Origin of the sequence: Streptomyces sp. NPDC006733, assembly GCF_040636125.1 — a bacterium.
Classification (GTDB): Bacteria; Actinomycetota; Actinomycetes; order Streptomycetales; family Streptomycetaceae; genus Actinacidiphila.
In genome coordinates, this window is record NZ_JBEYJD010000081.1 from 1 (window position 1) to 23,448 (window position 23,448).

General features: G+C 71.9%; 19 protein-coding genes and 1 pseudogene. 14 read left to right on the forward strand and 6 right to left on the reverse strand.

The features are described from left to right. Nucleotides 1-187, reverse strand: a 187-nt coding sequence (locus ABZ721_RS38760; RefSeq protein ID WP_358793550.1) for a hypothetical protein, incomplete at its 3' end; no start/stop codon positions are given. Between the two features lie 46 nt (nucleotides 188-233). Between ABZ721_RS38760 and ureA the strand changes: the two genes are divergently transcribed. The 8 genes from ureA to ABZ721_RS38800 all read left to right on the forward strand — a co-directional run bounded on the left by ureA (nucleotide 234) and on the right by ABZ721_RS38800 (nucleotide 11,991). Beyond that, entirely contained in the window at nucleotides 234-932 is a 699-nt protein-coding gene (gene ureA, locus ABZ721_RS38765) for an urease subunit gamma (RefSeq protein WP_358793533.1), read from the forward strand. Then, entirely contained in the window at nucleotides 929-2,620 is a 1,692-nt protein-coding gene (locus tag ABZ721_RS38770; protein ID WP_358793534.1) for an urease subunit alpha, read from the forward strand. The genes ureA and ABZ721_RS38770 overlap by 4 nt, the downstream gene beginning before the upstream one ends. Before the next feature lie 17 nt (nucleotides 2,621-2,637). After that, a complete protein-coding gene (locus tag ABZ721_RS38775) occupies nucleotides 2,638-3,669 on the forward strand; it encodes an agmatine deiminase family protein (protein WP_358793548.1) in 1,032 nt (343 codons plus the stop codon). Nucleotides 3,670-3,676: 7 nt separating this feature from the next. Then, on the forward strand, nucleotides 3,677-4,309 hold the full coding sequence (locus ABZ721_RS38780; protein ID WP_358793535.1) for a TetR/AcrR family transcriptional regulator: 633 nt from the start codon (nucleotides 3,677-3,679) through the stop codon (nucleotides 4,307-4,309). A 60-nt stretch (nucleotides 4,310-4,369) separates the two neighbouring features. Next, nucleotides 4,370-5,716 carry an MFS transporter gene (locus ABZ721_RS38785; RefSeq protein WP_358793536.1) on the forward strand — a complete coding sequence of 449 codons (1,347 nt, stop codon included), beginning with the start codon at nucleotides 4,370-4,372 and terminating at the stop codon, nucleotides 5,714-5,716. Between the two features lie 277 nt (nucleotides 5,717-5,993). Further along, a complete protein-coding gene (cimA, locus tag ABZ721_RS38790; RefSeq protein WP_358793537.1) occupies nucleotides 5,994-7,592 on the forward strand; it encodes a citramalate synthase in 1,599 nt (532 codons plus the stop codon). 213 nt (nucleotides 7,593-7,805) lie between these two features. Beyond that, nucleotides 7,806-8,327, forward strand: coding sequence for a hypothetical protein (locus ABZ721_RS38795; protein ID WP_358793538.1), 522 nt, complete (start codon nucleotides 7,806-7,808; stop codon nucleotides 8,325-8,327). 136 nt (nucleotides 8,328-8,463) lie between these two features. Further along, entirely contained in the window at nucleotides 8,464-11,991 is a 3,528-nt protein-coding gene (locus tag ABZ721_RS38800; RefSeq protein ID WP_358793539.1) for an endo-alpha-N-acetylgalactosaminidase family protein, read from the forward strand. Nucleotides 11,992-12,047: 56 nt separating this feature from the next. On the opposite strand, the gene ABZ721_RS38805 is transcribed toward ABZ721_RS38800, so the two are convergent. Continuing rightward, nucleotides 12,048-12,926 carry a sugar isomerase gene (locus tag ABZ721_RS38805; RefSeq protein WP_358793540.1) on the reverse strand — a complete coding sequence of 293 codons (879 nt, stop codon included), beginning with the start codon at nucleotides 12,924-12,926 and terminating at the stop codon, nucleotides 12,048-12,050. 90 nt (nucleotides 12,927-13,016) lie between these two features. Then, the gene (locus ABZ721_RS38810) at nucleotides 13,017-14,774 is read right to left on the reverse strand and encodes a beta-galactosidase family protein (protein WP_358793541.1); all 1,758 of its coding nucleotides are present in this window, start codon (nucleotides 14,772-14,774) and stop codon (nucleotides 13,017-13,019) included. 193 nt (nucleotides 14,775-14,967) lie between these two features. Between ABZ721_RS38810 and ABZ721_RS38815 the strand changes: the two genes are divergently transcribed. The 6 genes from ABZ721_RS38815 (at nucleotide 14,968) to ABZ721_RS38840 (ending at nucleotide 21,974) form a co-directional block, all read left to right on the forward strand. Further along, nucleotides 14,968-17,349: a polysaccharide lyase 8 family protein gene (locus ABZ721_RS38815; protein WP_358793549.1), complete on the forward strand. Its 2,382-nt coding sequence runs from the start codon at nucleotides 14,968-14,970 to the stop codon at nucleotides 17,347-17,349. A gap of 53 nt (nucleotides 17,350-17,402) precedes the next feature. After that, the gene (locus ABZ721_RS38820; RefSeq protein ID WP_358793542.1) at nucleotides 17,403-17,930 is read left to right on the forward strand and encodes a GNAT family N-acetyltransferase; all 528 of its coding nucleotides are present in this window, start codon (nucleotides 17,403-17,405) and stop codon (nucleotides 17,928-17,930) included. A gap of 140 nt (nucleotides 17,931-18,070) precedes the next feature. Further along, a complete protein-coding gene (locus tag ABZ721_RS38825) occupies nucleotides 18,071-19,132 on the forward strand; it encodes a CoA ester lyase (RefSeq protein WP_358793543.1) in 1,062 nt (353 codons plus the stop codon). A 5-nt stretch (nucleotides 19,133-19,137) separates the two neighbouring features. After that, nucleotides 19,138-20,010 (forward strand): CoA ester lyase, encoded by an 873-nt coding sequence (locus tag ABZ721_RS38830; RefSeq protein WP_358793544.1) that lies wholly within the window; start codon nucleotides 19,138-19,140, stop codon nucleotides 20,008-20,010. A gap of 147 nt (nucleotides 20,011-20,157) precedes the next feature. After that, a complete protein-coding gene (locus ABZ721_RS38835; RefSeq protein ID WP_358793545.1) occupies nucleotides 20,158-21,741 on the forward strand; it encodes an acyl-CoA carboxylase subunit beta in 1,584 nt (527 codons plus the stop codon). Between the two features lie 11 nt (nucleotides 21,742-21,752). After that, nucleotides 21,753-21,974, forward strand: coding sequence for an acyl-CoA carboxylase epsilon subunit (locus tag ABZ721_RS38840; RefSeq protein ID WP_358793546.1), 222 nt, complete (start codon nucleotides 21,753-21,755; stop codon nucleotides 21,972-21,974). Nucleotides 21,975-22,090: 116 nt separating this feature from the next. Here the strand turns inward: ABZ721_RS38840 and ABZ721_RS38845 are convergent, their stop codons facing one another. The 3 genes and pseudogenes from ABZ721_RS38845 to ABZ721_RS38855 form a co-directional block, all read right to left on the reverse strand. After that, entirely contained in the window at nucleotides 22,091-22,669 is a 579-nt protein-coding gene (locus ABZ721_RS38845) for an ATP/GTP-binding protein (RefSeq protein ID WP_138358192.1), read from the reverse strand. Continuing rightward, nucleotides 22,650-23,180 (reverse strand): DUF742 domain-containing protein, encoded by a 531-nt coding sequence (locus ABZ721_RS38850; protein ID WP_358793547.1) that lies wholly within the window; start codon nucleotides 23,178-23,180, stop codon nucleotides 22,650-22,652. Before ABZ721_RS38850 ends, ABZ721_RS38845 begins: the two co-directional genes overlap by 20 nt. Before the next feature lie 113 nt (nucleotides 23,181-23,293). Continuing rightward, nucleotides 23,294-23,448, reverse strand: a pseudogene (locus ABZ721_RS38855) (roadblock/LC7 domain-containing protein); the annotation flags it as partial.

Sequence of the window (23,448 nt, forward strand, 5' to 3'; positions counted from 1 at the left end):
CGAGCCGGTCGAGTACCCGCCCGGAAAGATGGTGCGGGGCGATGTTCACTTCGATATTGAACTGCGCCAGCTCGGTCCAGGAACCGGACGCGGGCGCTTCCGCGTTCCCTGCGGTGATTCGCTTAGAGCGCTGCTCAATATATTTCGGCACCTGGAAGGAGCGATGCTTCCCTGGTGAGGTCGTCACAGTTAGAGTGACGTTCTAATTCTTCGTGCATGCCGGGAGGCGCGCCATGCGACTGACCCCGACCGAACGGGACCGCCTGCTGCTGTTCGGCGCCGCCGAGCTGGCGCGCGCCCGCCGGGCGCGCGGCCTGCGGCTGAACGTGCCCGAGGCGACCGCGCTGATCGCCGACGCCGTCTGCGAGGCGGCCAGGGACGGCCGCCGGCTGGCCGAGGCCATCGCGGCCGGGCAAGCCGTCCTCGGGCCCGAGGACGTGCTGCCGGGCGTGGCCGACGTGGTCAGGGAGGTGCACGTCGAGGCGGTCTTCGACGACGGCTCCCGGCTCGCGGTGGTCACCGACCCGATCGGCGGCGGCGCCCTCGGCGACGACGCCCCCGGCGCCGTACTGACCGGCCCGGCCGTCCCGGACCGGGCCCCCTCGGTGACGGTGACCGTGCACAACACCGCGACCGTGCCGGTCAGCGTGACCTCGCACTTCCACTTCTTCGAGGCCAACCCGCGGTTGGACTTCGACCGCTCCGCCGCCTACGGCATGCGGCTCGCCGTCCCGGCGGGCTCGTCGGTGCGCTTCGGCCCGGGGGAGTCCGCGCAGGTGGGCCTGGTGCCGATCGGCGGCGACCGGGTCGCGATCGGCTTCGCCGGGCTGGTGGACGGCCCGCTGGACGCTCCCGGCGCGCGGCAGGAGGCCCTGCGCAGGGCCGCCGCCTGCGGCTACCTCGGCGTCCGCACTCCGGAGGAGGGCTCATGACCGGGATCGATCCGCGCGAGTACGTGGCGGTGCACGGCCCGCGGGCCGGGGACCGGGTGCGGCTGGGCGATTCGGGGCTCGTCGTGCGGGTGGAGTCCGACGCGCAGTTGCCGGGGGACGAGTTCCTGGCGGGGTTCGGCAAGACGGCCCGCGACGGGATGCACCTCAAGGCCGCGGCCGTTCGGGACACCTGTGACGTGGTGATCAGCAACGTGGTGGTGATCGACGCGGTGCTGGGCATCCGCAAGGTGTCGATCGGCATCCGGGAGGGGCGGATCTGCTCGGTGGGCCGGGCGGGCAACCCCGACACGCTCGACGGGGTCGATGTCGTCGTCGGCACCGGCACGACCATCGTCTCGGGAGAGGGTCTGATCGCGACGGCGGGCTCGGTGGACACCCACGTCCACCTGCTCTCCCCCCGCATCATGGAGGCCTCCCTCGCCTCCGGCGTCACCACCATCATCGGCCAGGAGTTCGGCCCGGTGTGGGGCGTCGGCGTCAACTCCCCGTGGGCGCTGCGCCACGCCTTCAACGCGTTCGACGCGTGGCCGGTCAACATCGGCTTCCTGGCCCGTGGTTCCTCCTCCGATCCGGCGCCGTTGGTGGAGGCGCTGGCGGAGGGCGGGGCGTCGGGCTTCAAGGTGCACGAGGACATGGGCGCGCACACCCGGGCGCTGGACACCGCGCTGCGGGTCGCGGAGGAGCACGACGTGCAGGTCGCGCTGCACAGCGACGGGCTGAACGAGTGCCTGTCGGTGGAGGACACCCTCTCCGTGCTCGACGGCCGCACCATCCACGCCTTCCACATCGAGGGGTGCGGTGGCGGCCATGTGCCGAACGTGCTGAAGATGGCGGGGGTGCGGAACGTCATCGGCTCGTCGACCAACCCCACGCTGCCCTTCGGGCGGGACGCGGTCGCCGAGCACTACGGCATGATCGTCTCGGTCCACGACCTCAAGACCGACCTGCCGGGCGACGCGGCGATGGCCCGCGACCGGATCCGCGCCGGGACGATGGGCGCCGAGGACGTGCTGCACGACCTGGGCGCCATCGGCATCACCTCCTCCGACGCCCAGGGCATGGGGCGGGCGGGCGAGACCGTGCGCCGCACCTTCCAGATGGCCAGGAAGATGAAGGCCGAGCGGGGGCCGATGGAGGGCGACGGACCCGCCGACGACAACGGGCGCGTGCTGCGCTACATCGCCAAGCTCACGATCAACCCGGCGATCGCGCACGGCCTGGCCCACGAGGTCGGCTCCCTGGAGGCCGGCAAACTCGCCGACATCGTGCTGTGGAAGCCGCAGTACTTCGGCGCCAAACCGCAGATGGTCCTCAAGTCGGGCTTCCCCGCCTACGGCGTCACCGGCGACCCCAACGCCGCCACCGACACCTGCGAACCCCTCGTCATCGGACCGCTCTTCGGCGCGCACGGCGCGACCGCGGCCGACCTGTCCGTCGCGTTCGTCGCCCGCGCGGCGGTCGAGTCCGAGAACGACCGGATGCCCACCCGGCGCCGCCGGGTCGCGGTGCGCGGCACGCGCGGCATCGGGCCGGCGGACCTGCGGTTCAACTCCCGCACCGGCCAGGTCGACGTGGACGGCGGCACCGGCCTGGTGACCCTCGACGGCGATCCGCTGCGCTCGGAGGCCGCCGACCGGGTCTCCCTCAACCGCCTGTACTTCTTGTGACAAGGACCCGCACCATGATGAACACCCCCGCCGCCGACGGCTTCCGGATGCCGGCCGAGTGGGCCCCGCACGCCCGCACCTGGATGGCACTGCCGTCCCCCAGCACCACCTTCGCGGACGACGAGGACCTCGACGTCTCCCGCCGCGCCTGGGCCGAGGTCGCCCGCACCATCAGCCGCTACGAGCCGGTCACCGTCCTCACCACACCCGGTGACGGCGACGCGGCCCGCGCACTGCTGGGCTCCGGTGTCGACGTCGTGGAGCAGCCGCTCAACGACGCGTGGATGCGCGACATGGGCCCGACGTTCCTGGTCCGCGACGGCGAGCTGGCCGCCGCGAAGTGGGTGTTCAACGGGTGGGGCGGCCAGGAGTGGGCGCGGTGGGACCTGGACTCGCAGGTCGGCGCGCGGGTCGCCGAGCTGGCCGGGGCGCGCGGCTACGCCTCGCCGCTGGTCAACGAGGGCGGCGGCATCCACGTCGACGGCGAGGGCACGGTGCTGCTCACCGAGACCGTCCAGTTGGACCCGGGCCGCAACCCGGGGTGGACGAAGGAGCGCGTCGAGGAGGAGCTGCACGCGCACCTCGGCACGACGAAGGCGATCTGGCTGCCGCGCGGGCTGACCGCCGACTACGGGCGCTTCGGCACCCGTGGACATATCGACATTCTGGCCGCCTTCGTCCGGCCGGGAACGGTCGTCGTCCACAGCCAGCAGGACCCGTCGCACCCGGACCACGCGGTGTCGCGGGAGGCGATCGAGCTGCTCGGATCCGCCACCGACGCGCGCGGGCGCGCCCTGGAGGTGGTCGAGCTGCCCGCCCCCTCGGTCACCCGGGAGGACGGCGAACCGGTCGACTACTCTTACGTCAACCACTACCTGTGCAACGGCGCCGTCGTGCTGTGCTCCTTCGACGACCCGGCCGACCGGGTCAACGCGGAGATCTTCGGCCGTCTCTTCCCCGAGCGCGAAGTGGTCCTCGTCGAGGCCCGCACGATCTTCGCGCACGGCGGCGGCATCCACTGCATCACGCAGCAGCAGCCCCGGGTGTGACACGGGGATGACATCGTCGGAGGACGCGGTGACCGGACAGCCCCGCGCCAGGCGGCGGCTCAAGCAGCCCCGCGAGCTGGTGATGGCCGCCGCGATGACGGCCATCGCCGAGCGCGGCCTGGCCGAGCTCACCCTCGTCGGCCTCGGCCGCGAGGTCGGGATGAGCAGCGGCCACGTCCTCTACTACTTCGGCAGCAAGGACGAGTTGCTGCTGCAGACCCTGGAGTGGAGCGAGGAGCAGCTCGGCGCCCAGCGCCGGGCCCTGCTGTCCCGGCCGCTGCCCGCCCGCGAACGGCTCGACCTGGTCGTCGACCACTACCTCGCCGACGGCCACCGCGATCCGCACTGGGTGCTGTGGTCCGAGGTCTGGACCCGCTCGCAGTTGGGCGAGGAGGGTCTGCGGCGGCAGCTCGCCTTGGAGCTGGCCTGGCACCGTGACCTGGTGGCGCTGCTCGCCGAGGGCGTCTCGCGCGGCGAGTTCCGCGCCACCGACCCCGAGCGGTTCTCCGTCCGGCTGCGCGCCCTGCTGGACGGCTTCGGTACGCACCTCGTCGTCGGCCTGCCCGGCACCGACCGCGAAGCGGTCCTCGGCCACGTCCGGGAGTTCCTCCAGGACGGGCTGTACGCGCCCCCCGCGTGAGCCGGCACGGCAGGAGGCGCCCTTGCGGGGGAACGGTGCGTTCCGGCACGGTCGTTGACCATGAGCACCGAGAGCACCACGGGGCGCGCCGACGGACAGCAGCACTGGAAGAAGATCTGGGTCGGCTCGGCCGGCAACATGGTCGAGTGGTTCGACTGGTTCGTGTACTCGACGTTCGCCACGTACTTCGCCTCCTCGTTCTTCCCCAAGGGGGACGAGACCGCCCAGATGCTGAACACGATGGGCATCTTCGCGGTCGGCTTCTTCATGCGGCCGGTGGGCGGCTGGCTGCTCGGCCGGATCGGTGACCGCAAGGGCCGCAAGGCCGCGCTGACGCTCTCGGTCACCTTGATGTCGGCGAGCGCGGTGCTGATCGCCGCCGCCCCGACGTACGCGGTCGCCGGGTACGGCGGCGCGGCCGTGCTGCTGGTCGCGCGGCTGCTGCAGGGCCTGTCGGTGGGCGGTGAGTACGCGGCGAGCGCCACGTATCTGACGGAGGCGTCGGCGCCGGGCCGCCGGGGATTCGCCTCCAGCTTCCAGTACGTGTCCATGACGGTCGGGCAGATCATCGGGCTCGGGCTGCAGCTCGTCCTCCAGCACACGATGTCGGACGGCGCGCTGCACAGCTGGGGCTGGCGGATCCCGTTCATCGTCGGCGCCCTGGGCGCGGCGATCGTCTTCTACCTGCGGCGCAACATGCTGGAGACGGAGGTCTACGAGGAGGCCGGAGCGGACGCGGGCGGGACGGGGGAGGACCGCGGCACGCTGGGGACGCTGTGGAAGCACCGGCGCGAGGCGTTCCTCGTCATGGCGCTCACGATGGGCGGCACGGTCGCCTACTACACGTACACCGTCTACCTTACGAAGTACCTGTCCAGCAGCGCGGGGCTGCCCAAGCAGACGGCGACCCTGGTCAGCTTCTGCGCGCTGACGGTCTTCGCCTGCCTGCAGCCGCTCGCGGGAGCGCTGTCGGACCGCATCGGCCGCCGGCCCCTGCTGATCACCTTCGCCGTCGGCTCGACGTTCCTCACCGTCCCGGTCATGACGATGCTCCGGCACGTCAGCGGCTTCTGGTCGGCCCTGGGGCTCGCGCTGCTCGCGCTGGTGGTCGTCACCGGCTACACGTCGATCAACGCGTGCGTGAAGGCCGAGCTCTTCCCGACCCACATCCGCGCCCTGGGCGTCGCCCTGCCCTACGCCCTCGCCAACGCCCTCTTCGGCGGCACCGCGGAATACGTCGCCCTGTGGTTCAAGAAGGCCGGCGTCGAGTCCGGCTTCTCCTGGTACGTGGCGGGCTGCGCGGCCGTCTCGCTCGTGGTGTACCTGTCGATGCGCGAGACGCGGGAGATCGACCTGCACCGGGTGGGACGCGACACGCCGGATCGCGAACGAGCGCTCGCATCCTGAGACGGGGACGAGCACGGGGGCGGGTCTGTGCCAGACTGCTGCCGTGCTCTCCAACGTCATCATTATGGACAGCGCACGCCGGTCCGCAGTGAGCGCCCCGTAGAAAACGTACGGCCGCGATTACCGTGTCCCAGACCCGCGTGCAGACCTCTCGCATCCGCGAGAGGTTTTTTCGTTTCCCGGCCCACCCACGCCGGGCGCGAAGCGCGAGGGATCATTGGGGACAAGTGGAGACGGGTCTTCCGGTAACCACTCATCCGACAGGAGCCTCACCACCATGACAGCCGCATTGGACGACAGCTTCCATGTCTTCGACACCACGTTGCGCGACGGCGCGCAGCGTGAGGGGATCAACCTCACCGTCGCGGACAAGCTGACGATCGCCCGGCACCTGGACGACTTCGGGGTGGGTTTCATCGAGGGCGGCTGGCCCGGCGCCAACCCCCGGGACACCGAGTTCTTCGCCCGGGCGGCCACCGAGCTGGAGCTGCGGCACGCCACGCTGGTCGCCTTCGGGGCGACCCGCAGGCCGGGCGGCAAGGCCGCCGAGGACATGCAGGTCAAGGCGCTGCTGGACTCCGAGGCCCCGGTGATCACGCTGGTCGCCAAGTCCCATGACCGGCACGTCGAGCTGGCGCTGCGCACCACGCTGGAGGAGAACCTGGAGATGGTCCGCGACACCGTCTCCTACCTGCGCGAGCAGGGACGGCGGGTCTTCGTCGACTGCGAGCACTTCTTCGACGGCTACAAGGCCAACCCGGAGTACGCGAAGCAGGTCGTCCGGACGGCGCACGAGGCCGGCGCCGACGTCGTCGTGCTCTGCGACACCAACGGCGGCATGCTGCCGGCGCAGGTCCAGGCCGTGGTCGGCCTCGTCCTGGCCGACACCAACGCGCGCCTGGGCATCCACGCCCAGGACGACACCGGGTGCGCGGTCGCCAACACGCTCGCGGCCGTCGACGCCGGAGCAACGCACGTGCAGTGCACGGCGAACGGCTACGGCGAGCGGGTCGGCAACAGCAACCTGTTCCCCGTCGTCGCCGCGCTGGAGCTCAAGTACGGCAAGAAGGTACTCCCCGACGGCGCGCTGGCCGAGATGACGCGCATCTCGCACGCCATCGCCGAGGTCGTCAACCTCGCGCCCTCCACCCACCAGCCCTACGTCGGCGTCTCCGCCTTCGCCCACAAGGCCGGCCTGCACGCGTCGGCCATCAAGGTCGACCCGGACCTCTACCAGCACATCGACCCCGAGCTGGTCGGCAACACCATGCGGATGCTCGTCTCCGACATGGCGGGACGCGCCTCCATCGAGCTCAAGGGCAAGGAGCTCGGCATCGACCTCGGCGACGACCGCGAGCTCGTCGGCCGGGTCGTCGCCCGCGTCAAGGAGCGCGAGCTCCAGGGGTACACCTACGAGGCGGCCGACGCCTCGTTCGAGCTGCTGCTGCGCGACGAGATCGACGGCCGCCCCCGCCGCTACTTCCGCGTCGAGTCCTGGCGGGCGATCGTCGAGGACCGCCCCGACGGCATCCACGCCAACGAGGCGACGGTGAAGGTGTGGGCGAAGGGCGAGCGCATCGTCGCCACGGCCGAGGGCAACGGCCCGGTCAACGCGCTGGACCGCGCGCTGCGCGTCGCCCTGGAGCGGATCTACCCCCAGCTCGCCGAACTGCAGCTCGTCGACTACAAGGTCCGCATCCTCGAAGGACGCCAGGGCTCCGACTCCACGACCCGCGTCCTGATCACCACGAGCGACCGCCAGGGCGAGTGGAACACCGTCGGCGTCGCGGAGAACGTGATCGCCGCCTCCTGGCAGGCACTGGACGACGCGTACGCCTACGGGCTGCTGCGCGCGGGCGTCGACCCGCAGGAGTGAGCCGCCGGCGGGCCGGAGCGCGGTGGGACCGGCCCCGGCGCTGAGCGGGATGAGACGGGTCCGGGCGGCGGGGGAGCGCGTGCGCGCCCCGCGCCGCCCCCGCACACCCTCTGGCGGACGCGCGTAGAACTCGGGCACACTCGTCACGCACCAACAGCGGCACCTGCATCCAACCGCCCCACCGGTCGCACGTATCCCGCAGGAGGTCCACCCATGAGGTCCCGCAGCACCCCCACGCTCCGCACCGTCCTCAGCGCGCTGGTTCTCGCCCTCGGCGTGCTCTTCGCCCCGGGCGTCGGTCTCGCCGCCCCCCACGACGCCTACGCCGTCAGCAAGCTGACGCACGCGCAGGCCACGTCCATGTTCAGCTCGGCCGGCATCACCTGGTCGTCCTCGGGCGGCTGTTCCAACCGCAACGTCTCCACCTGCACCTCCTTCGACCAGCTCAACCTGGCCACCGCCCAGGGCGCCGTCACGCTGCGGAACGCGAGCGGCTGCGCCATCAACATCACCGGCGGCACGGAGACCGGCCACGCGAGCGGCACGTACAGCCACTGGAACGGCTACAAGCTCGACATGGGCAAGAGCACCTGCCTGACCAACTACGTCCACCGCTTCACCTACATCGGACTGCGGGGCGACGGCGCTCCGCAGTACAAGTCGGGGTCCGGGAACATCTACGCGGACGAGGGCAGCCACTGGGACGTCCTCTATTACAACTGCGGCGGCTGCTGAACAGTAGCGAACAGACCCAAACAGACCTGAACAGGTCTACCGCGGGTTGGACTTCCGGAAGCGGGTTGTTGGACTCCCGCTTCCGGAAGTGGCAGCTCCGTTGACCGGTGCTCCGGCGCGCCACTACTCAGGGCACATGTCGCGAAGAATCCGCACGGCGTGCGCGCTCGCCGCCGTCTCCTCAGCCGTCCTGGCCCTGGCGGGGCCCGCACTGCCGGCCGCCGCCGTCCCCGCTCCCGCCACCGCCCTCGCTCCCGCCGCCGCACCCGGCACCGGGACCATCGCCTCCGGGCAGCTGTCGGTGGCCGTCGCCACCGACTTCCCCCGGGTGATCTCGTACACCGACACCGCCTCGGGGGCGGTGCTCGGTGCGAGCAGCGCTCCGGTCACCGCCGTCACGCTCAACGGCACCGCGTACCCGGTGGCCCTCAAGCAGCCCGCGGTCCTCGACGCCGCCTCCGCCCGCTACACCCTGGTCTTCCCCGCGCTCTCCGGGGTCGAGCTGGACGCCTCGCTGTCGGTGTCGGGGCGGGTGACGACCTTCCGGGTCGACGCGGTCCGCGACACCACCGCGTTCCGCGTCGGGACGATCGACATCCCCGGCCACGACCTGGTCGCGGTGGCGAGCACGGACACCGGCGCCGCCACCGCCTTCACCACCCTGGACCCCGACTCGACCCGCACGGCCGACGTCTTCGGCACCGTCACCTCCGGCACCGCCGCGCAGAGCTCGCCGGTCGGAGCCACGTACGCGATCGTCAACACCGGCAGGCTCGCCGCGGCCGTGGAGTCCGACTCCTCGTACGACAAGCCCTCGGGCGCCACCGACGGGGACGACGCCCGCTTCTGGCACCAGGCGGTCAAGGGCTCCGACGGCACCGTCCGGGTCGGGGTCCGGTCGGGGCAGTGGACGTACCGGGGGGCGGGCTCCGACCGGCCCGCGACCGGTGACGGGCTGCCGTGGGCGAAGGTGGTCGTCACCCCGGACGCCAACGGCGACGGGCTGGTGGACTGGCAGGACGGCGCCGTCGCGTTCCGCTCGATCGCGGTCCAGCCGCAGGGCGGCGACCAGACGCCGAACCGGGTGATCACCCACATCCCGTTCAACTTCGCCAGCCAGGCCACCCACCCGTTCCTGCGCACCCTCGACGACGTCAAACGCCTGTCCCTGTCCACCGACGGCCTCGGGCAGCTCGCCCTCCTCAAGGGGTACCAGTCGGAGGGCCACGACTCGGCGCACCCCGACTACGGCGGCAACTACAACAAGCGCGCGGGCGGGCTCACCGACCTGAACGCGCTGCTCAAGGACGGCAGGAAGTGGGGCGCCACCTTCGGAGTGCACGTCAACGCCACCGAGGCGTACCCCGTCGCGAACCACTTCAGCGACGGCCTGGTCGACACCGGCGCCAAGGGCTGGAACTGGCTCGACCAGAGCTACTACATCGACCAGCGCAAGGACATCAACAGCGGCTCGCTCGCCCAGCGCTTCCAGCAGCTGCGCGACGAGACCGACGCCAACCTGTCGCTGCTCTACCTGGACGTCTACTACACGCACGGCTGGATCGCGGACTCGACCCTGAACGCGCTCAGGGCGCAGGGGTGGAACGTCGGCACGGAATGGGCCGACAAGTTCGAGCGCGGCTCGCTGTGGTCGCACTGGGCCAACGACCTGGACTACGGGGGCCCGACGAACAAGGGCCTCAACTCGAAGATCATCCGGTTCATCCGCAACGGCCAGAAGGACGTCTGGAACAGCGACCCGATCCTCGGCCAGACCTCGCTCGTCGGCTTCGAGGGGTGGACCGGCGAGAACGACTGGAACGCCACGGTCGCCAATGTCTGGCAGAAGAACCTGCCCGCCAAGTTCCTCCAGCACTACGACATCACCAAGTGGTCCGCCGACCGCATCGACTTCACCGGCAACGTCCACGGGGCCACCGAGAGCGGCAGGCGCGCCCTGTACGCGGGCACCGCCAAGGTGCTCGACGGTGACACCTACCTCCTGCCCTGGATGAGCGGCTGGGGCGAGGCCGAGCAGCAGGACAAGCTCTACCACTACAACAAGGCTGGCGGCACGACCACCTGGACGCTGCCCGCGGCCTTCGCGTCCGCGTCCTCGTTCACGCTCTACAAGCTCACCGACAACGGCCGGGTCGCGGCCGGGACCGTCACCCCGTCGGGCGGCAAGGTGACGCTGACCGCCGCCGCCAACCAGGCGTACGCGCTCTACCCGAACGCTGCGCCCGCGCAGCAGGGCCCGCAGTGGGGCGAGGGGACGCTTCTCAAGGACCCCGGCTTCAACGCGAACGGCCTCGGCGACTGGACGAAGGCCGGGACCGTCGCCAACGACACCGACGGCCTCGGCCGCCGCAGCGCCGCGCTCACCGGCACCGCCGCCGCGTCGCTCTCCCAGCAGATCACCGGCCTCACCCCGGGCGCGGTCTACAGCGCCTCCGCCTGGATCGAGGTCGCCCCGGGCGCGACGCGGCACACCGTGCTGTCCGCGGGCGGGGTGTCGGTCGCCGTGGACAGCTCGGCGCTGCAGAACGCCGTCGCGGCGAGCGACTGGCACGACACCGCCATGCAGCGGGCCAAGGTGAACTTCACGGCGCCCGCGAGCGGCACGGTCACGTTCCAGGTCGCCGCCGCGGCCGGGAGCGCGGCGAAGGTCCGGGTGGACGACGTGCGGGTGGTGGCGAACGCGCCCGCCACGAAGGCCGGCACCGTCGCCTACGAGGACTTCGAGGCCGTCGACCAGGGCTGGGGTCCGTTCCTCAAGGGCAACGCGGGCGGGGTGACCGACCCGCGGACGCACATCGCGCAGAAGCACGCGCCCTACACCCAGGCCGGCTGGAACGGGAAGCTCACCGACGACGTCATCGGCGGCGCGGAGTCGCTGAAGTCGCACGACGAGAACAGCGGGATCGTGTACCGCACCGCGCCCTGGACCGTCCCGATGACCGCCGGGCACACGTACAAGGTCGAGTTCGACTACCAGTCGAGCCACGCGGGCGCGTACACCTGGGACACCGGCACCGGGACCACCGCGTCCCGGCGGACGGCCCTGCCCCAGGCGCGGACCACCACCCACTTCAGCGAGCAGGTGCTCGCGGGCGCCGGGAGCTGGGTCGGGCTGGAGAAGCTCGGCGGCGCACCGGCCGACGCCGACCTGACCCTCGACGGCTTCACCGTCACCGACCTGGGCGGCACCCCGCCGCCCAGCGGCACCTGGGCCAGCGACCTGACCTGGGTGTCGGCGACCAACGGCTGGGGGCCCGCGGAGCGCGACCGGTCCAACGGCGAGCAGGCGGCCGGTGACGGCGGCGCGCTGACGGTGGGCGGCACGGTCTACGCCAAGGGCCTGGGCACGCACGCGGCCTCCACCATCCGCTACGACCTCGCCGGGAAGGGCTGCGCCTCGTTCACCGCGCAGGTGGGCGTGGACGACGAGCAGGCGTCCCGGGGGTCGGTGACGTTCACGGTGCTCGCGGACGGCACCCGGAAGGCGGCCTCTCCCGTGCTGCGCTTCTCCGACACCGCCTACACGCTGACCGCCGACGTCACCGGGGCGCGGTACGTGGACCTGGTCGTCGGCGACGGCGGCGACGACAACGGGAACGACCACGCGGACTGGGGGAACGCCCTGTTCCAGTGCACCGCCTGACCGGGTGAGGGGCGGGGCCCGTTCGCCGCTGTGGGCGAACGGGCCCCGCCCCGCGGTCAGGACAGGACGACGGAACGCGTCAGGTTGCGCGGGGTGTCGGGGTCCAGGCCGTGCGCCTCGGCGATGGCGACCGCGAGGCGCTGCACCCGGATCAGGTCGGCCAGCGGGTCGGTGCCTGCCGCCTCCAGCCTGCCGCCGGTGCGCGCCACGTCCCCGTCGAGCCCTTCGGGCAGGTCGCCGAAGACCCAGGCGACCCGGTTCGGGCCGGTGATCGCGATCGGGCCGTGCCGGTACTCCATCGCCGGGTACGACTCCGTCCAGGCGCCCGCCGCCTCGCGCATCTTGAGGCCGGCCTCCAGCGCGATGCCGTAGGACCAGCCGGTGCCCAGGAAGCTGAACTGCTCGGCGCCCAGCAGGTCGGGCGGGAGCACCTCGGCGATCGCGCGGCGCGCGTCGGCGACGGCGGGCGCGAGGTCCTCGCCCAGGTGGGTGCGGAGCAGCGCCAGCACGCTGGTCGCGAAGCGGGTCTGGACGACGGACCTCTCGTCGGCGAAGTCCAGCACCACCAGCTCGTCCACGAGGTCCACGATCGGGGTCTCCGGATCCCCGATGACCGCGGTGGTCCTGACCGTTCCCCGCACCTTCCGCAGCAGCTCCAGCACCTCCGTGGTGGTTCCGGAGCGGGTGATGGCCACGATCCGGTCGTACTCACGGCCGTAGGGGAACTCCGAGGCGGCGAAGGCGTCCGTCAGGCCGTGTCCCGCGCGCTCGCGCAGCACTGCGTAGGCCTGGGCCATGAACCAGGAAGTGCCGCAGCCCACGACCGCGACCCGCTCCCCGGCGGCGGGCAGCGAGCCCGCGACCCGGGGGGCGAGCCCGGCGGCGCGCTCCCAGCACTCGGGCTGGGTGGCGATCTCTTCCGCGGTGATCGACATGGAGGTGCCGTCCCTTCGTCGTTCCGTCCGTCAGGTCGGACGGTACTTGATCTCCCGGCCGGATCCGGGGTGCCGGGACGCGGCGCCGCCTCAGCCGAGGTCCGGCTCGGTGCGGATCTCGACGACCGGGCCCGCGTGCCCGTCGAGTTCGAGCACGGCGATCTCGTTGCGGCCGGGGCGCAGCAGCGGCCAGGGCACGTAGAGCGTCCGCTGCGGGCCGCGGTCCCAGTAGCGGCCCAGGCAGAAGCCGTTGACCCAGACGTACCCCTTGGTCCAGCCGGGCAGCGCGAGGTAGCCGTCGGCGGGCTCGGCGACGTCCCAGAACCCGCGGTGGAAGCCGGCGGCCGGGCTGTCCCGCGCGGTGGCGGCCCAGGGCAGGCCGTCCGGGGTGCCGTCGCCGAGCGGCACCGGCTGCGCGGTCCAGCCGTGCAGGTACTGCTGGGTGTGCAGCACCCCCGCCACGCCCTTGCGGTCGCCGATCGCGGCACCGTAGTTGACCCGTCCCATGGACTCGACGAGCAGTTCCAGGCGGGCGGCGGGCCCGTCGACCGCGATCTCGGGGCGCTCGTCGCCGTCGCGCTCCAGCACGGCGACCCGGGTGCCGTCCACGAGGACGTGCGCCCGGTCGGCGAGCCCCTCCAGGGTCAGCGGGTACGCCCTGCGGGGGCCGGGGATCTCCGTCCGGTACAGCACCAGGCCGTGCGCCAGGCCCAGTTCCTCGAAGGACGGCGGCACCGGGGCGTGGACGGTGCCGGTGGAGAGCCGCTCGACGGCGTCGCGCAGCGGTACGGACTCGGTGAGCTCGATCCGGGCGGCCGGCAGCAGCGGCGGCATCGGCTCGGGGTCGGGCGCCGGCCCGTCGGTGTACGCGGCCAGCACCTCGCGGAACGCCCAGAACTTGGGGGTGGGCGCACCGCGCTCGTCGATCGGGGCGTCGTAGTCGTAGGACGTGATCGTCGGCTGGTACCCCTCGCCGGTGCGCGGGTCGGCGGTGTTGGCGCCCGCCCAGGTGCCGAAGTTGGTGCCGCCGTGCGCCATGTAGAGGTTGACGGAGGCGTCGTTCTCAAGGATCTCGCGCAGGGCGGCCGCGGCGTCCTCGGGGGAGCGGACGGTGTGCTTCTCACCCCAGTGGTCGAACCAGCCGTTCCAGAACTCCATGCACATCAGCGGGTCCTGCGGCCGGAAGCGGCGCAGCTCGGCGAAGGCCTCGGCGGCGCGGCTGCCGAAGTTGGCGGTGGCGAGGTGGCCGGGGAAGGCGCCGCCGGTGAGGAAGAAGTCCTCCGGGCCGTCGGAGGTGAACAGCGGCACGTCGATGCCGCGCGACCGCAGGCCGTCGGCGAGGTGCCGCAGGTAGCCGCGGTCCGTGCCGAACGAGCCGTACTCGTTCTCGATCTGCACCATCAGGACGTTGCCGCCGCGGGTGGTCTGGTGCGCGGCGATCATCGGGATCAGCCGGTCGTACCAGCGGTCGACGGCCTCCAGGTACCGCGGGTCCGCCACCCGCAGCCGCAGGTTCCGGTCCGCCAGCAGCCACCAGGGCAGGCCGCCGTTCTCCCACTCCGCGCAGATGTACGGGCTGGGGCGGACGATGGCGTGCAGCCCGGCCTCGGCGGAGGCGCGCAGGAAGCCGTCCAGATCGGCGAGGCCGTCGAAGGTGTACTCACCGGGGCGCGGCTCGTGGAGGTTCCACGGGACGTACGTCTCCACGGTGTTCAGGCCCATCGCGCGCAGCGTGCGCAGCCGGTGCGGCCACTGCTCGGGGAGGGTGCGGAAGTAGTGCAGGGCGCCGGACAGCAGGCGCAGGGGGCGGCCGTCGAGGGAGAAGCCCTCGGGTGACATCTCGAGCATGAGGGTTCTCCGGTGCGGTGACGTGCTGCTGCGGGTGCGTCTGCGTGATCGTAAGTGGGCGTTCTTGTCGCCACAATCCCAAAAATCAAACAGTGTTCAATCCGTTGTGGCGGGTGGAACGCCCGTGGTAGAAACCGCTTACTAGAGAGCAGTGAAGCACACCGCCGTCTTCGCCCTCGGAGGTTCCCCCGCCATGTCCTCCCCCTGGTCCCGCCGGACGTTCCTCGCCGGAAGCGGTGCCGCGGCCTTCGCCGCGGGCCTGCCCGCCGTGCGGGCGGCCGCCGCCTCCGACGCCTTCGACACCCTGCGGCTGCGCTGGCGCGGCCTCGCCCTCGGTACCGGTTTCGACGCCGCCGCCGAGCCGTACGCCACGAAGCTCGCCACGCTCGGCAGCGCCGCGCGCACCTCGCTGGCCTCGATGGCCCCCGCCACCGGATCGCTCTGGCCGGACCAGCCGCTGACCGCCACCGCCTCCATCACCGGCAGCTACGCCCGGCTCAACGAGATGGCGCAGGCCTGGGCCCAGCCCGCCACCGGCTCCACCGCCGACCCGGCGATGATCGCGGCCGTCGTCCAGGGCCTGGACCACCTCTACACCCAGGTCTACAACGAGAACACCACCGCGTTCCTCCCCAACTGGTGGGACTGGCAGATCGGCAGCCCCCGCCTGCTGCTCGACACGGTGGCCATCGCCTACGACGCGCTCAGCGCCGCGCAGACCGCCTCCTACCTGCGGGCCGTGGACCACTTCGTGCCGGACTCCGCCGTCGGCTCGTCCTCCGGCACCAGCACCGGCGCGAACCGCGTCGACCTGTGCCGGGTCATCGCCGTCCGGGGCGTGCTCGGCAAGTCCGCCGCGAAGCTGGCGCTGGCCCGCGACGCGCTCTCGCCGGTCTTCCCCTACGTGACCAGTGGCGACGGGCTCTACGCCGACGGCTCGTTCGTCCAGCACACCTACGTCGCCTACACCGGCTCGTACGGCGAGGTGCAGATCGACGGGCTGGCGCGGCTGTTCGCGCTGCTCGCCGGCTCCACCTGGGCGGTCACCGACCCGAATCGGCAGATCATCCTGGACTCCGTCGAGAAGGCGTACGCGCCCTTCCTCTACAACGGCCTGGTCATGGACGCGGTCTGCGGGCGCGCCATCAGCCGCGGCATCGCCACCACCGACCCCGCCCGCATCCAGGGCGACGACCACCGGCGCGGCCACCCGCTGCTGGCCCACATCGCGCTGCTGGCCGAGGGCGCGAGCGCGGCCGAGCGGACGCGCTGGCAGGGGCTGGTGAAGGGGTGGATCGAGCGCGACTACTACAGCCCGGTGCTGGCGGACGCCAAGCTCGCCATAGCCGACCTCGCCCGGCTGGAGGCCATCGCCGGCAGCGCGGTGGCCGCGGTGCCGGAACCGGTCGCGCACCGGCTCTTCCCCGGCATGGACCGGGCGGTCCACCGCCGCGCCGACTGGGCCGCCGTGATCGGCATGGCCTCGAAGCGGATCACGTACTACGAGACGGGCAACGGCGAGAACCTGCGGGGCTGGCACACCGGCTCCGGCATGCTCTCCTGGTGGGGCTCCACCTACGGCAACGGCCAGTACAGCGACGCGTTCTGGCCCACGGTCGACCCGTACCGGCTGCCCGGCACGACGGTGTCGAAGAAGGCGCTGGCGGACGCGGCCGGCGGCACGTGGGGCGCGGCGCGGCCGGACGCCACCTGGGTGGGCGGCGCCACGGACGGGGTGTTCGCGGCGGTCGGCCAGCACCTCAAGGGCCTGTCGAGCACGATGAGCGCGCGCAAGTCGTGGTTCTGCCTCGACGACGCCGTCGTCTGCCTCGGCGCCGGCATCACCAGCACGGACGGCACGGCCGTCGAGACCGTCGTGGAGAACCGCAACCTCGGCCCGGCCGGCACCCACGGCCTCGCCGTCAACGGCACCACGCAGTCCGCGGCGCTCGGCTGGTCCGCGACGCTGGCCGGCACCCAGTGGGCCCGGATCACCGGCTTCGGCGGCTATGTCTTCCCCGGCGGCGGGGGAGCGACGCTCAAGGCGCTGCGCGAGGCGCGCACCGGCACCTGGGCCGCCATCAACACCGGCGGCACCACGGACGCCCTGACCCGCCGCTACCTCACCCTCTGGCTGGACCACGGCGTGAACCCCGTCAACGCCTCCTACGCCTACCTCGTCATGCCCGGCGCGACCGCCGCCGCCACCGCGGCCCGCGCCGCAGCCACCGGCTGGATGACGACCCTGGCCAACACCGCCGCGCAGCAGGGCGTCTCGGTGCCCTCGCTGGGCTTCACCGGGATCAACTTCTGGTCGGCGGGCACGGTCGGCGACGTCACCGCCTCGCTCCCGGCCTGCGTCATGATCCGCGTCAGCGGCTCCACGGCCACGGTCTGCGTGTCGGAGCCGCCGCGCTCCGGCGCCTCGCTCGACATCACCTGGAACCGGCCGGTGTCGGCGGTCACGGCCAAGGACGCCACGGTGACCGTCACCGGCACCGGGGCCTCGCTGCGGCTCACCGTCGCGCCCGGCACCGCGGGCGCCACCCACCGGGCGACGGTGAGTCTGGCGTGACACGCGGCCTTATTGACTCGATCGCGCGGGCAGGATGCTCGTAAGGTGCCCGCGTGACGGATGACAGTACGCAGGACAGCGCGCCCGGTGGCCGGCCGATCGGCAGGCCGCGGATCCGGCCCGCCGACATCACGGACGCGCTGGTCATCGCGGAGATCCACCTGGCGTCGCGGGCCGTCACGATGCCGTACCTCCCCCCGCAGCAGCGGAGCCTGGAGGAGGTCGCGTGGTGGGTGGAGAACATCGTGCTCACCGAGGGCCAGGCCTGGGTGGCCCTCGACGAGTCCGGCGAGGTGCTGGGGTACGCCGCGCTGGAGGGCGACATGCTGGAGCAGCTCTACCTGCGGCCGGAGGCGCTGCGCCGGGGCGTCGGCTCGGCGCTGCTGAGCGAGGTGCGGCGCAACAGCCCGGACGGGCTGTCGCTGCACGTCTTCCAGGCGAACACCGGCGCCCGCGCGTTCTACGAGCGGCACGGCTTCACCGTCCTGGACGCCAACGACGGCAGCCGCAACATGGAGAACCTGCCCGATCTGACGATGCGCTGGATTCCGGGCTCCTCCACGGGTACGCGTAGGCAGTAGCGCCGGGCGGCATCAGGCCCGGCGCCGCTGACACGCGGTGACCAACGGCACACATACTGGCCGGTAACGTAAGGGCGGTCGGGCCGTAGGGTGATCGCCGTACGCTCCTCCCCACCCTCGACCGACATCCGGGAGACCGCATGCGTTCCGCGAAGGACTTCTTCCGCCCGCTGGCCGTAGGGGCTCCGGCCCCGGTACGGGAGGTGCCGTTCCGGCCCTCGCGGATGATCCACTTCTTCGACCCGGGCAACGAGAAGATGGCCGCCAAGGTCCCCACCATCGCGCCCCAGGTGGACGTGCTGCTGGGCAACCTGGAGGACGCCATCCAGGCCGACCGCAAGGAGGCCGCCCGCAACGGGCTCGTGGCGATCGCCAAGGCGACCGACTTCGGCGACACCCAGCTGTGGACCCGGATCAACAGCCTGGACTCGCCGTGGGCGCTGGACGACCTGCTGACCCTGGTCACCGAGATCGGCGACAAGCTCGACGTCATCATGGTGCCCAAGGTCGAGGGCGCCGAGGACATCCACTACGTCGACCGGCTGCTGGCGCAGCTGGAGGCGAAGGCCGGAGTGACGCGGCCGATCCTGGTGCACGCCATCCTGGAGACCGCGACCGGCGTCGCGAACGTCGAGGAGATCGCCGGCGCCAGCCCCCGCATGCAGGGCATCTCGCTGGGCCCGGCCGACCTGGCCGCCAGCCGCCGCATGAAGACCACCCGGGTCGGCGGCGGACACCCCGGCTACCTGGTCCGGGAGGACCCGAGCACGTCGGACGCCGACGCGCCGCGCGCCACCTTCCAGCAGGACCTGTGGCACTACACGATCGCCCGCATGGTCGACGCCTGCGCCGCGCACGGCATCCTGCCGTACTACGGGCCCTTCGGCGACATCCGCGACACCCTCGCCTGCGAGGACCAGTTCAGGAACGCCTTCCTGCTCGGCTGCGTCGGCGCCTGGAGCCTGCACCCGGTGCAGATCGCCATCGCCAAGAAGGTCTTCTCGCCCTCCCCGGCCGACGTCGCCTGGGCCCGCAAGGTGATCGACGCGATGGGCGACGGCACCGGCGCCGTCATGATCGACGGCAAGATGCAGGACGACGCGACGTACAAGCAGTGCCTGGTGGTCTCCGAACTCGCCGACACCCTCGCCGCCCGCGACCCCGAGCTCGCCGAGGCCTACGCCGCGGCAGAGAAGGAGTGACGACCATGACGGACACCACGCTGCGCCCCCGCCGCTCCGTGCTCTACATGCCGGGCGCCAACGAGCGGGCGCTGGAGAAGGCCAAGACCCTCCCCACCGACGCGCTCATCCTCGACCTGGAGGACTCCGTCGCCCCGGACGCCAAGGCCGACGCCCGCAAGCGCGTCGCCGCCGCGGCCGCGTCGGGGGAGTACGGCCACCGCGAGGTGACGATCCGGGTCAACGCCCCGGAGACCGCCTGGCACGCCGACGACCTGCGCGCCGCCGCCGAGGCCGGCCCGGACGCCGTCGTCGTCCCGAAGGTCGACTCCCCGGAGACCGTCCGGGCCGTCGAGCGCGCCCTGGAGGCGGCCGGCGCCCCCGACCGCACCGCGATCTGGGCCATGATCGAGACGCCGCGGGCCATGTTCGACGCGCGCGCCATCGCCGCCGCCGGCGAGCGGCTGACCGTCCTGGTGATGGGCACCAACGACCTGGCCAAGGAACTGCACGCCGAGCACGTCCCCGGCCGGGCCCCGCTGCTCACCGGCCTCTCCCTGGCGCTGCTCGCCGCCCGCGCCACCGGCAAGACCATCTTGGACGGTGTCTACAACGACGTGCAGGACCTGGCGGGCTTCGAAGCCGAATGTCTACAAGGACGCCAGTTCGGGTTCGACGGCAAGACACTCATCCACCCCAAGCAGCTGGAGCCCTGCAACCGGCTCTTCGCACCCTCCGACGCGGCGGTCGAACACTCCCGCCGGATCATCGAGGCCTTCGATCAGGCCACGTCAGAGGGGCGCGGCGTGGTCACGGTCGACGGTCGGATGATCGAGAACCTGCACGTCGAGGACGCCCGCCGGATCCTCGCGCTGGCCGAGGCGGTCGCCGGCCGGTAGGCCGGAACGGACAAGGAGCCGGGTCCCGCGCACCCCGCGCGGGGCCCGGCTCCGCTGTGGTTCTGTCGATACCCGCCATGAAGTCGCGGCGGACACTGTACGAAGTCGACCCCCCGGTGACGGGGGTCCCGCTCGTACTGTCGATACATGAGCTTTCTGGAAGAGGCGCCCACCGAGGTGAACGACGCTCGTGGGCGCGTGGCCGAGCTCCGCGCGATCCGCGAGCAGGTCCTTGCCGGACCCAGCGAGCGGGCCACCGAGGCGCAGCGCGCCAAGGGCAAGCTGACCGCACGCGAGCGGATCGCCCTGCTGCTGGACGAGGGCTCCTTCAACGAGGTCGAGCCGCTGCGCCGGCACCGGGCCACGGGCTTCGGCCTGGAGGCCAAGCGGCCCTACACCGACGGTGTCATCACCGGCTGGGGCACCGTGCACGGCCGGACCGTGTTCCTGTACGCCCACGACTTCCGCATCTTCGGCGGCGCGCTCGGCGAGGCGCACGCCACGAAGATTCACAAGATCATGGACATGGCGATCTCCGCGGGCGCACCGCTGGTGTCGCTGAACGACGGCGCCGGCGCCCGTATCCAGGAGGGCGTCTCGGCGCTCGCCGGCTACGGCGGCATCTTCCAGCGCAACACCCGGGCCTCGGGTGTCATCCCGCAGATCTCGGTGATGCTCGGCCCGTGCGCGGGCGGCGCGGCCTACAGCCCGGCGCTGACCGACTTCGTCTTCATGGTCCGCGAGACCTCGCAGATGTTCATCACGGGCCCGGACGTCGTCCAGGCCGTGACCGGCGAGAAGATCTCGCAGAACGGGCTCGGCGGCGCCGACGTCCACTCCGAGGTCTCCGGCGTCTCGCACTTCGCCTACGACGACGAGCAGCACTGCCTCGAGGAGGTCCGCTACCTGCTGTCGATGCTCCCGCAGAACAACCGGGAGAACCCGCCGGTCAGCGAGACCTCCGACCCGGCCGACCGGCGCGGCGACGTCCTGCTGGACCTCGTGCCGGCCGACGGCAACCGCGCGTACGACATGCGCAAGGTCATCGAGGAGCTCGTCGACGAGGGCGAGTACCTGGAGATCCACGAGCGGTGGGCCACCAACATCATCGTCGCGCTCTCCCGGCTCGACGGCCAGGTGGTGGGCATCATCGCCAACCAGCCCAACAGCATGGCGGGCGTCCTGGACATCGCCGCCTCCGAGAAGGCGGCTCGCTTCGTACAGATGTGCGACGCCTTCAACATCCCGCTCATCACCCTTCTGGACGTACCCGGCTTCCTGCCCGGCGTCGACCAGGAGCATGGTGGGATCATCCGGCACGGAGCGAAGCTGCTCTACGCGTACTGCAACGCCACCGTGCCGCGGATCTCCCTGATCCTGCGCAAGGCCTACGGCGGCGCCTACATCGTCATGGACTCCCAGTCCATCGGTGCCGACCTCACGTACGCCTGGCCCACCAACGAGATCGCGGTGATGGGCGCCGAAGGTGCCGCCAACGTCATCTTCCGCAAGCAGATCGCCGAGGCGGACGACCCCGAGGCCATGCGCACCCGCATGGTCAAGGAGTACAAGGCCGAGCTGATGCACCCCTACTACGCCGCGGAGCGCGGCCTGGTGGACGACGTCATCGACCCGGCCGACACCCGCGAGGTCCTCATCCGCTCGCTGGCGATGCTCCGCACCAAGCACGCAGACCTTCCGTCGCGCAAGCACGGCAACCCGCCGCAGTAATGGAGACCACCGTGAGTACTCCCACCGCCACCCCGGCCGCCGACACCCTGGTCCGCGTCGAGAAGGGCCACGCCAGCGCCGAGGAGCTCGCGGCCCTGACCGCGGTCCTGCTGGCCCGCGCCGCCGCCAACGGCCAGGCCGCCACCAGCTACGAGCAGCCCCGCTCCACGGCCGGCTGGCGCCGCCTGGAGCGCACCCCGGGCTTCCGCAGCTCCCACAGCTGGCAGGGCTGACCCCTCAGCGCCGCAGCACGCGCCGTACGGGACACCGGACGGAACGCGGCACAGAACGACAGAACGCCGGGCAGGCCCTCAGCGGGCCGCCCGGCGTTCTGGTGTCTGGGGGAGCGTCAGCGCAGCCGCGCCATCAGCGCGTGCTCGACGAGGGTGATCAGCGCGGACTTGGCCTCTCCGCGGTTGCGGGCGTCCGTGGTGATGATCGGTGCCTCGGGCCCGATCTGCAGGGCCTCGCGCACCTCCTCGGGGCCGTAGGGCTGATGGCCGTCGAATCCGTTGAGCGCGATGACGAACGGCAGGCCGCTGTTCTCGAAGTAGTCCACGGCCGGGAAGCAGTCCGCCAGCCGTCTGGTGTCCACCAGGACCACGGCGCCGATCGCGCCGCGCACCAGGTCGTCCCACATGAACCAGAAGCGGTCCTGGCCCGGGGTGCCGAACAGGTACAGGATCAGGTCCTCGTCCAGCGTGATGCGGCCGAAGTCCATCGCCACGGTGGTCGTGGTCTTGTCGGGAGCGTGCGTCAGGTCGTCGATCCCGGCCGACGCGGAGGTCATCACAGCTTCGGTGCGCAGCGGGTTGATCTCCGAGACGGCACCGACGAACGTGGTCTTGCCCACGCCGAACCCGCCCGCCACCACGATCTTCGCGGAGGTCGTGGAGCGGGTCGCCCCGTTAGAGCTTGCGAAGTCCACTGAGCACCCTTTCAAGCAATGTCACTTCGGGCTGACCACCCGCGGACTCGTCGCCACCGGGCTGGTGCACGGCGACCAGGCCGGCCTCGGCCAGGTCGGCGACGAGGATGCGGGCGACGCCGAGAGGGATCGAGAGCAGAGCGGAGATCTCCGCCACCGACTTGATCTCGCGGCAGAGAATGCAGATCCGCTGGTGCTCCGGCAGCTGCCCCCGCAGCTGCACCGGGTCGGCCGTGGTGCTGACCAGTGCCTCGATGGCGAGCTGGTAGCGCGGCCGGGTGCGGCCCCCGGTCATGGCGTACGGCCGCACCAGCCCGGAGGGCGCCTGGGCGCGCTGCCGGCCGGACGCGGCGGGCCGCGGCGGCGCCTGCGGCGGGTCGTACGGCTGGATCCGGGGCTGGCGGTAGCGGGGCTCCGGCTCAGGAGTAGGAGCCGAGGGGAAGTTGTAGCGGTTCAGAGGCGGCTGCTGCTGCTGGCTGCCGTACGGATCTCCGCCTGGTGGCGTTGTCACGGTTCCTCCTCCTGCTGAAGGTTGTGGGGGCTGCGTTCCCGCACCCTATGGGTACGGGGACGCGCCCGCACGCCTGTCCGTTAGTTGAGCAGGCACCTAATTTTGGAAGACATCTAGTTGAGCAGACTGCCTTGGAGTTCGGAGCGCAGGTCGGGGGTGAGGACGGACCCGGTCCGGTCGACGAGCAGGGCCATCTCGTAGCCGACGAGGCCGATGTCGCACTCGGGGTGGGCGAGTACGGCGATCGAGGAGCCCTCGGAGACGGACA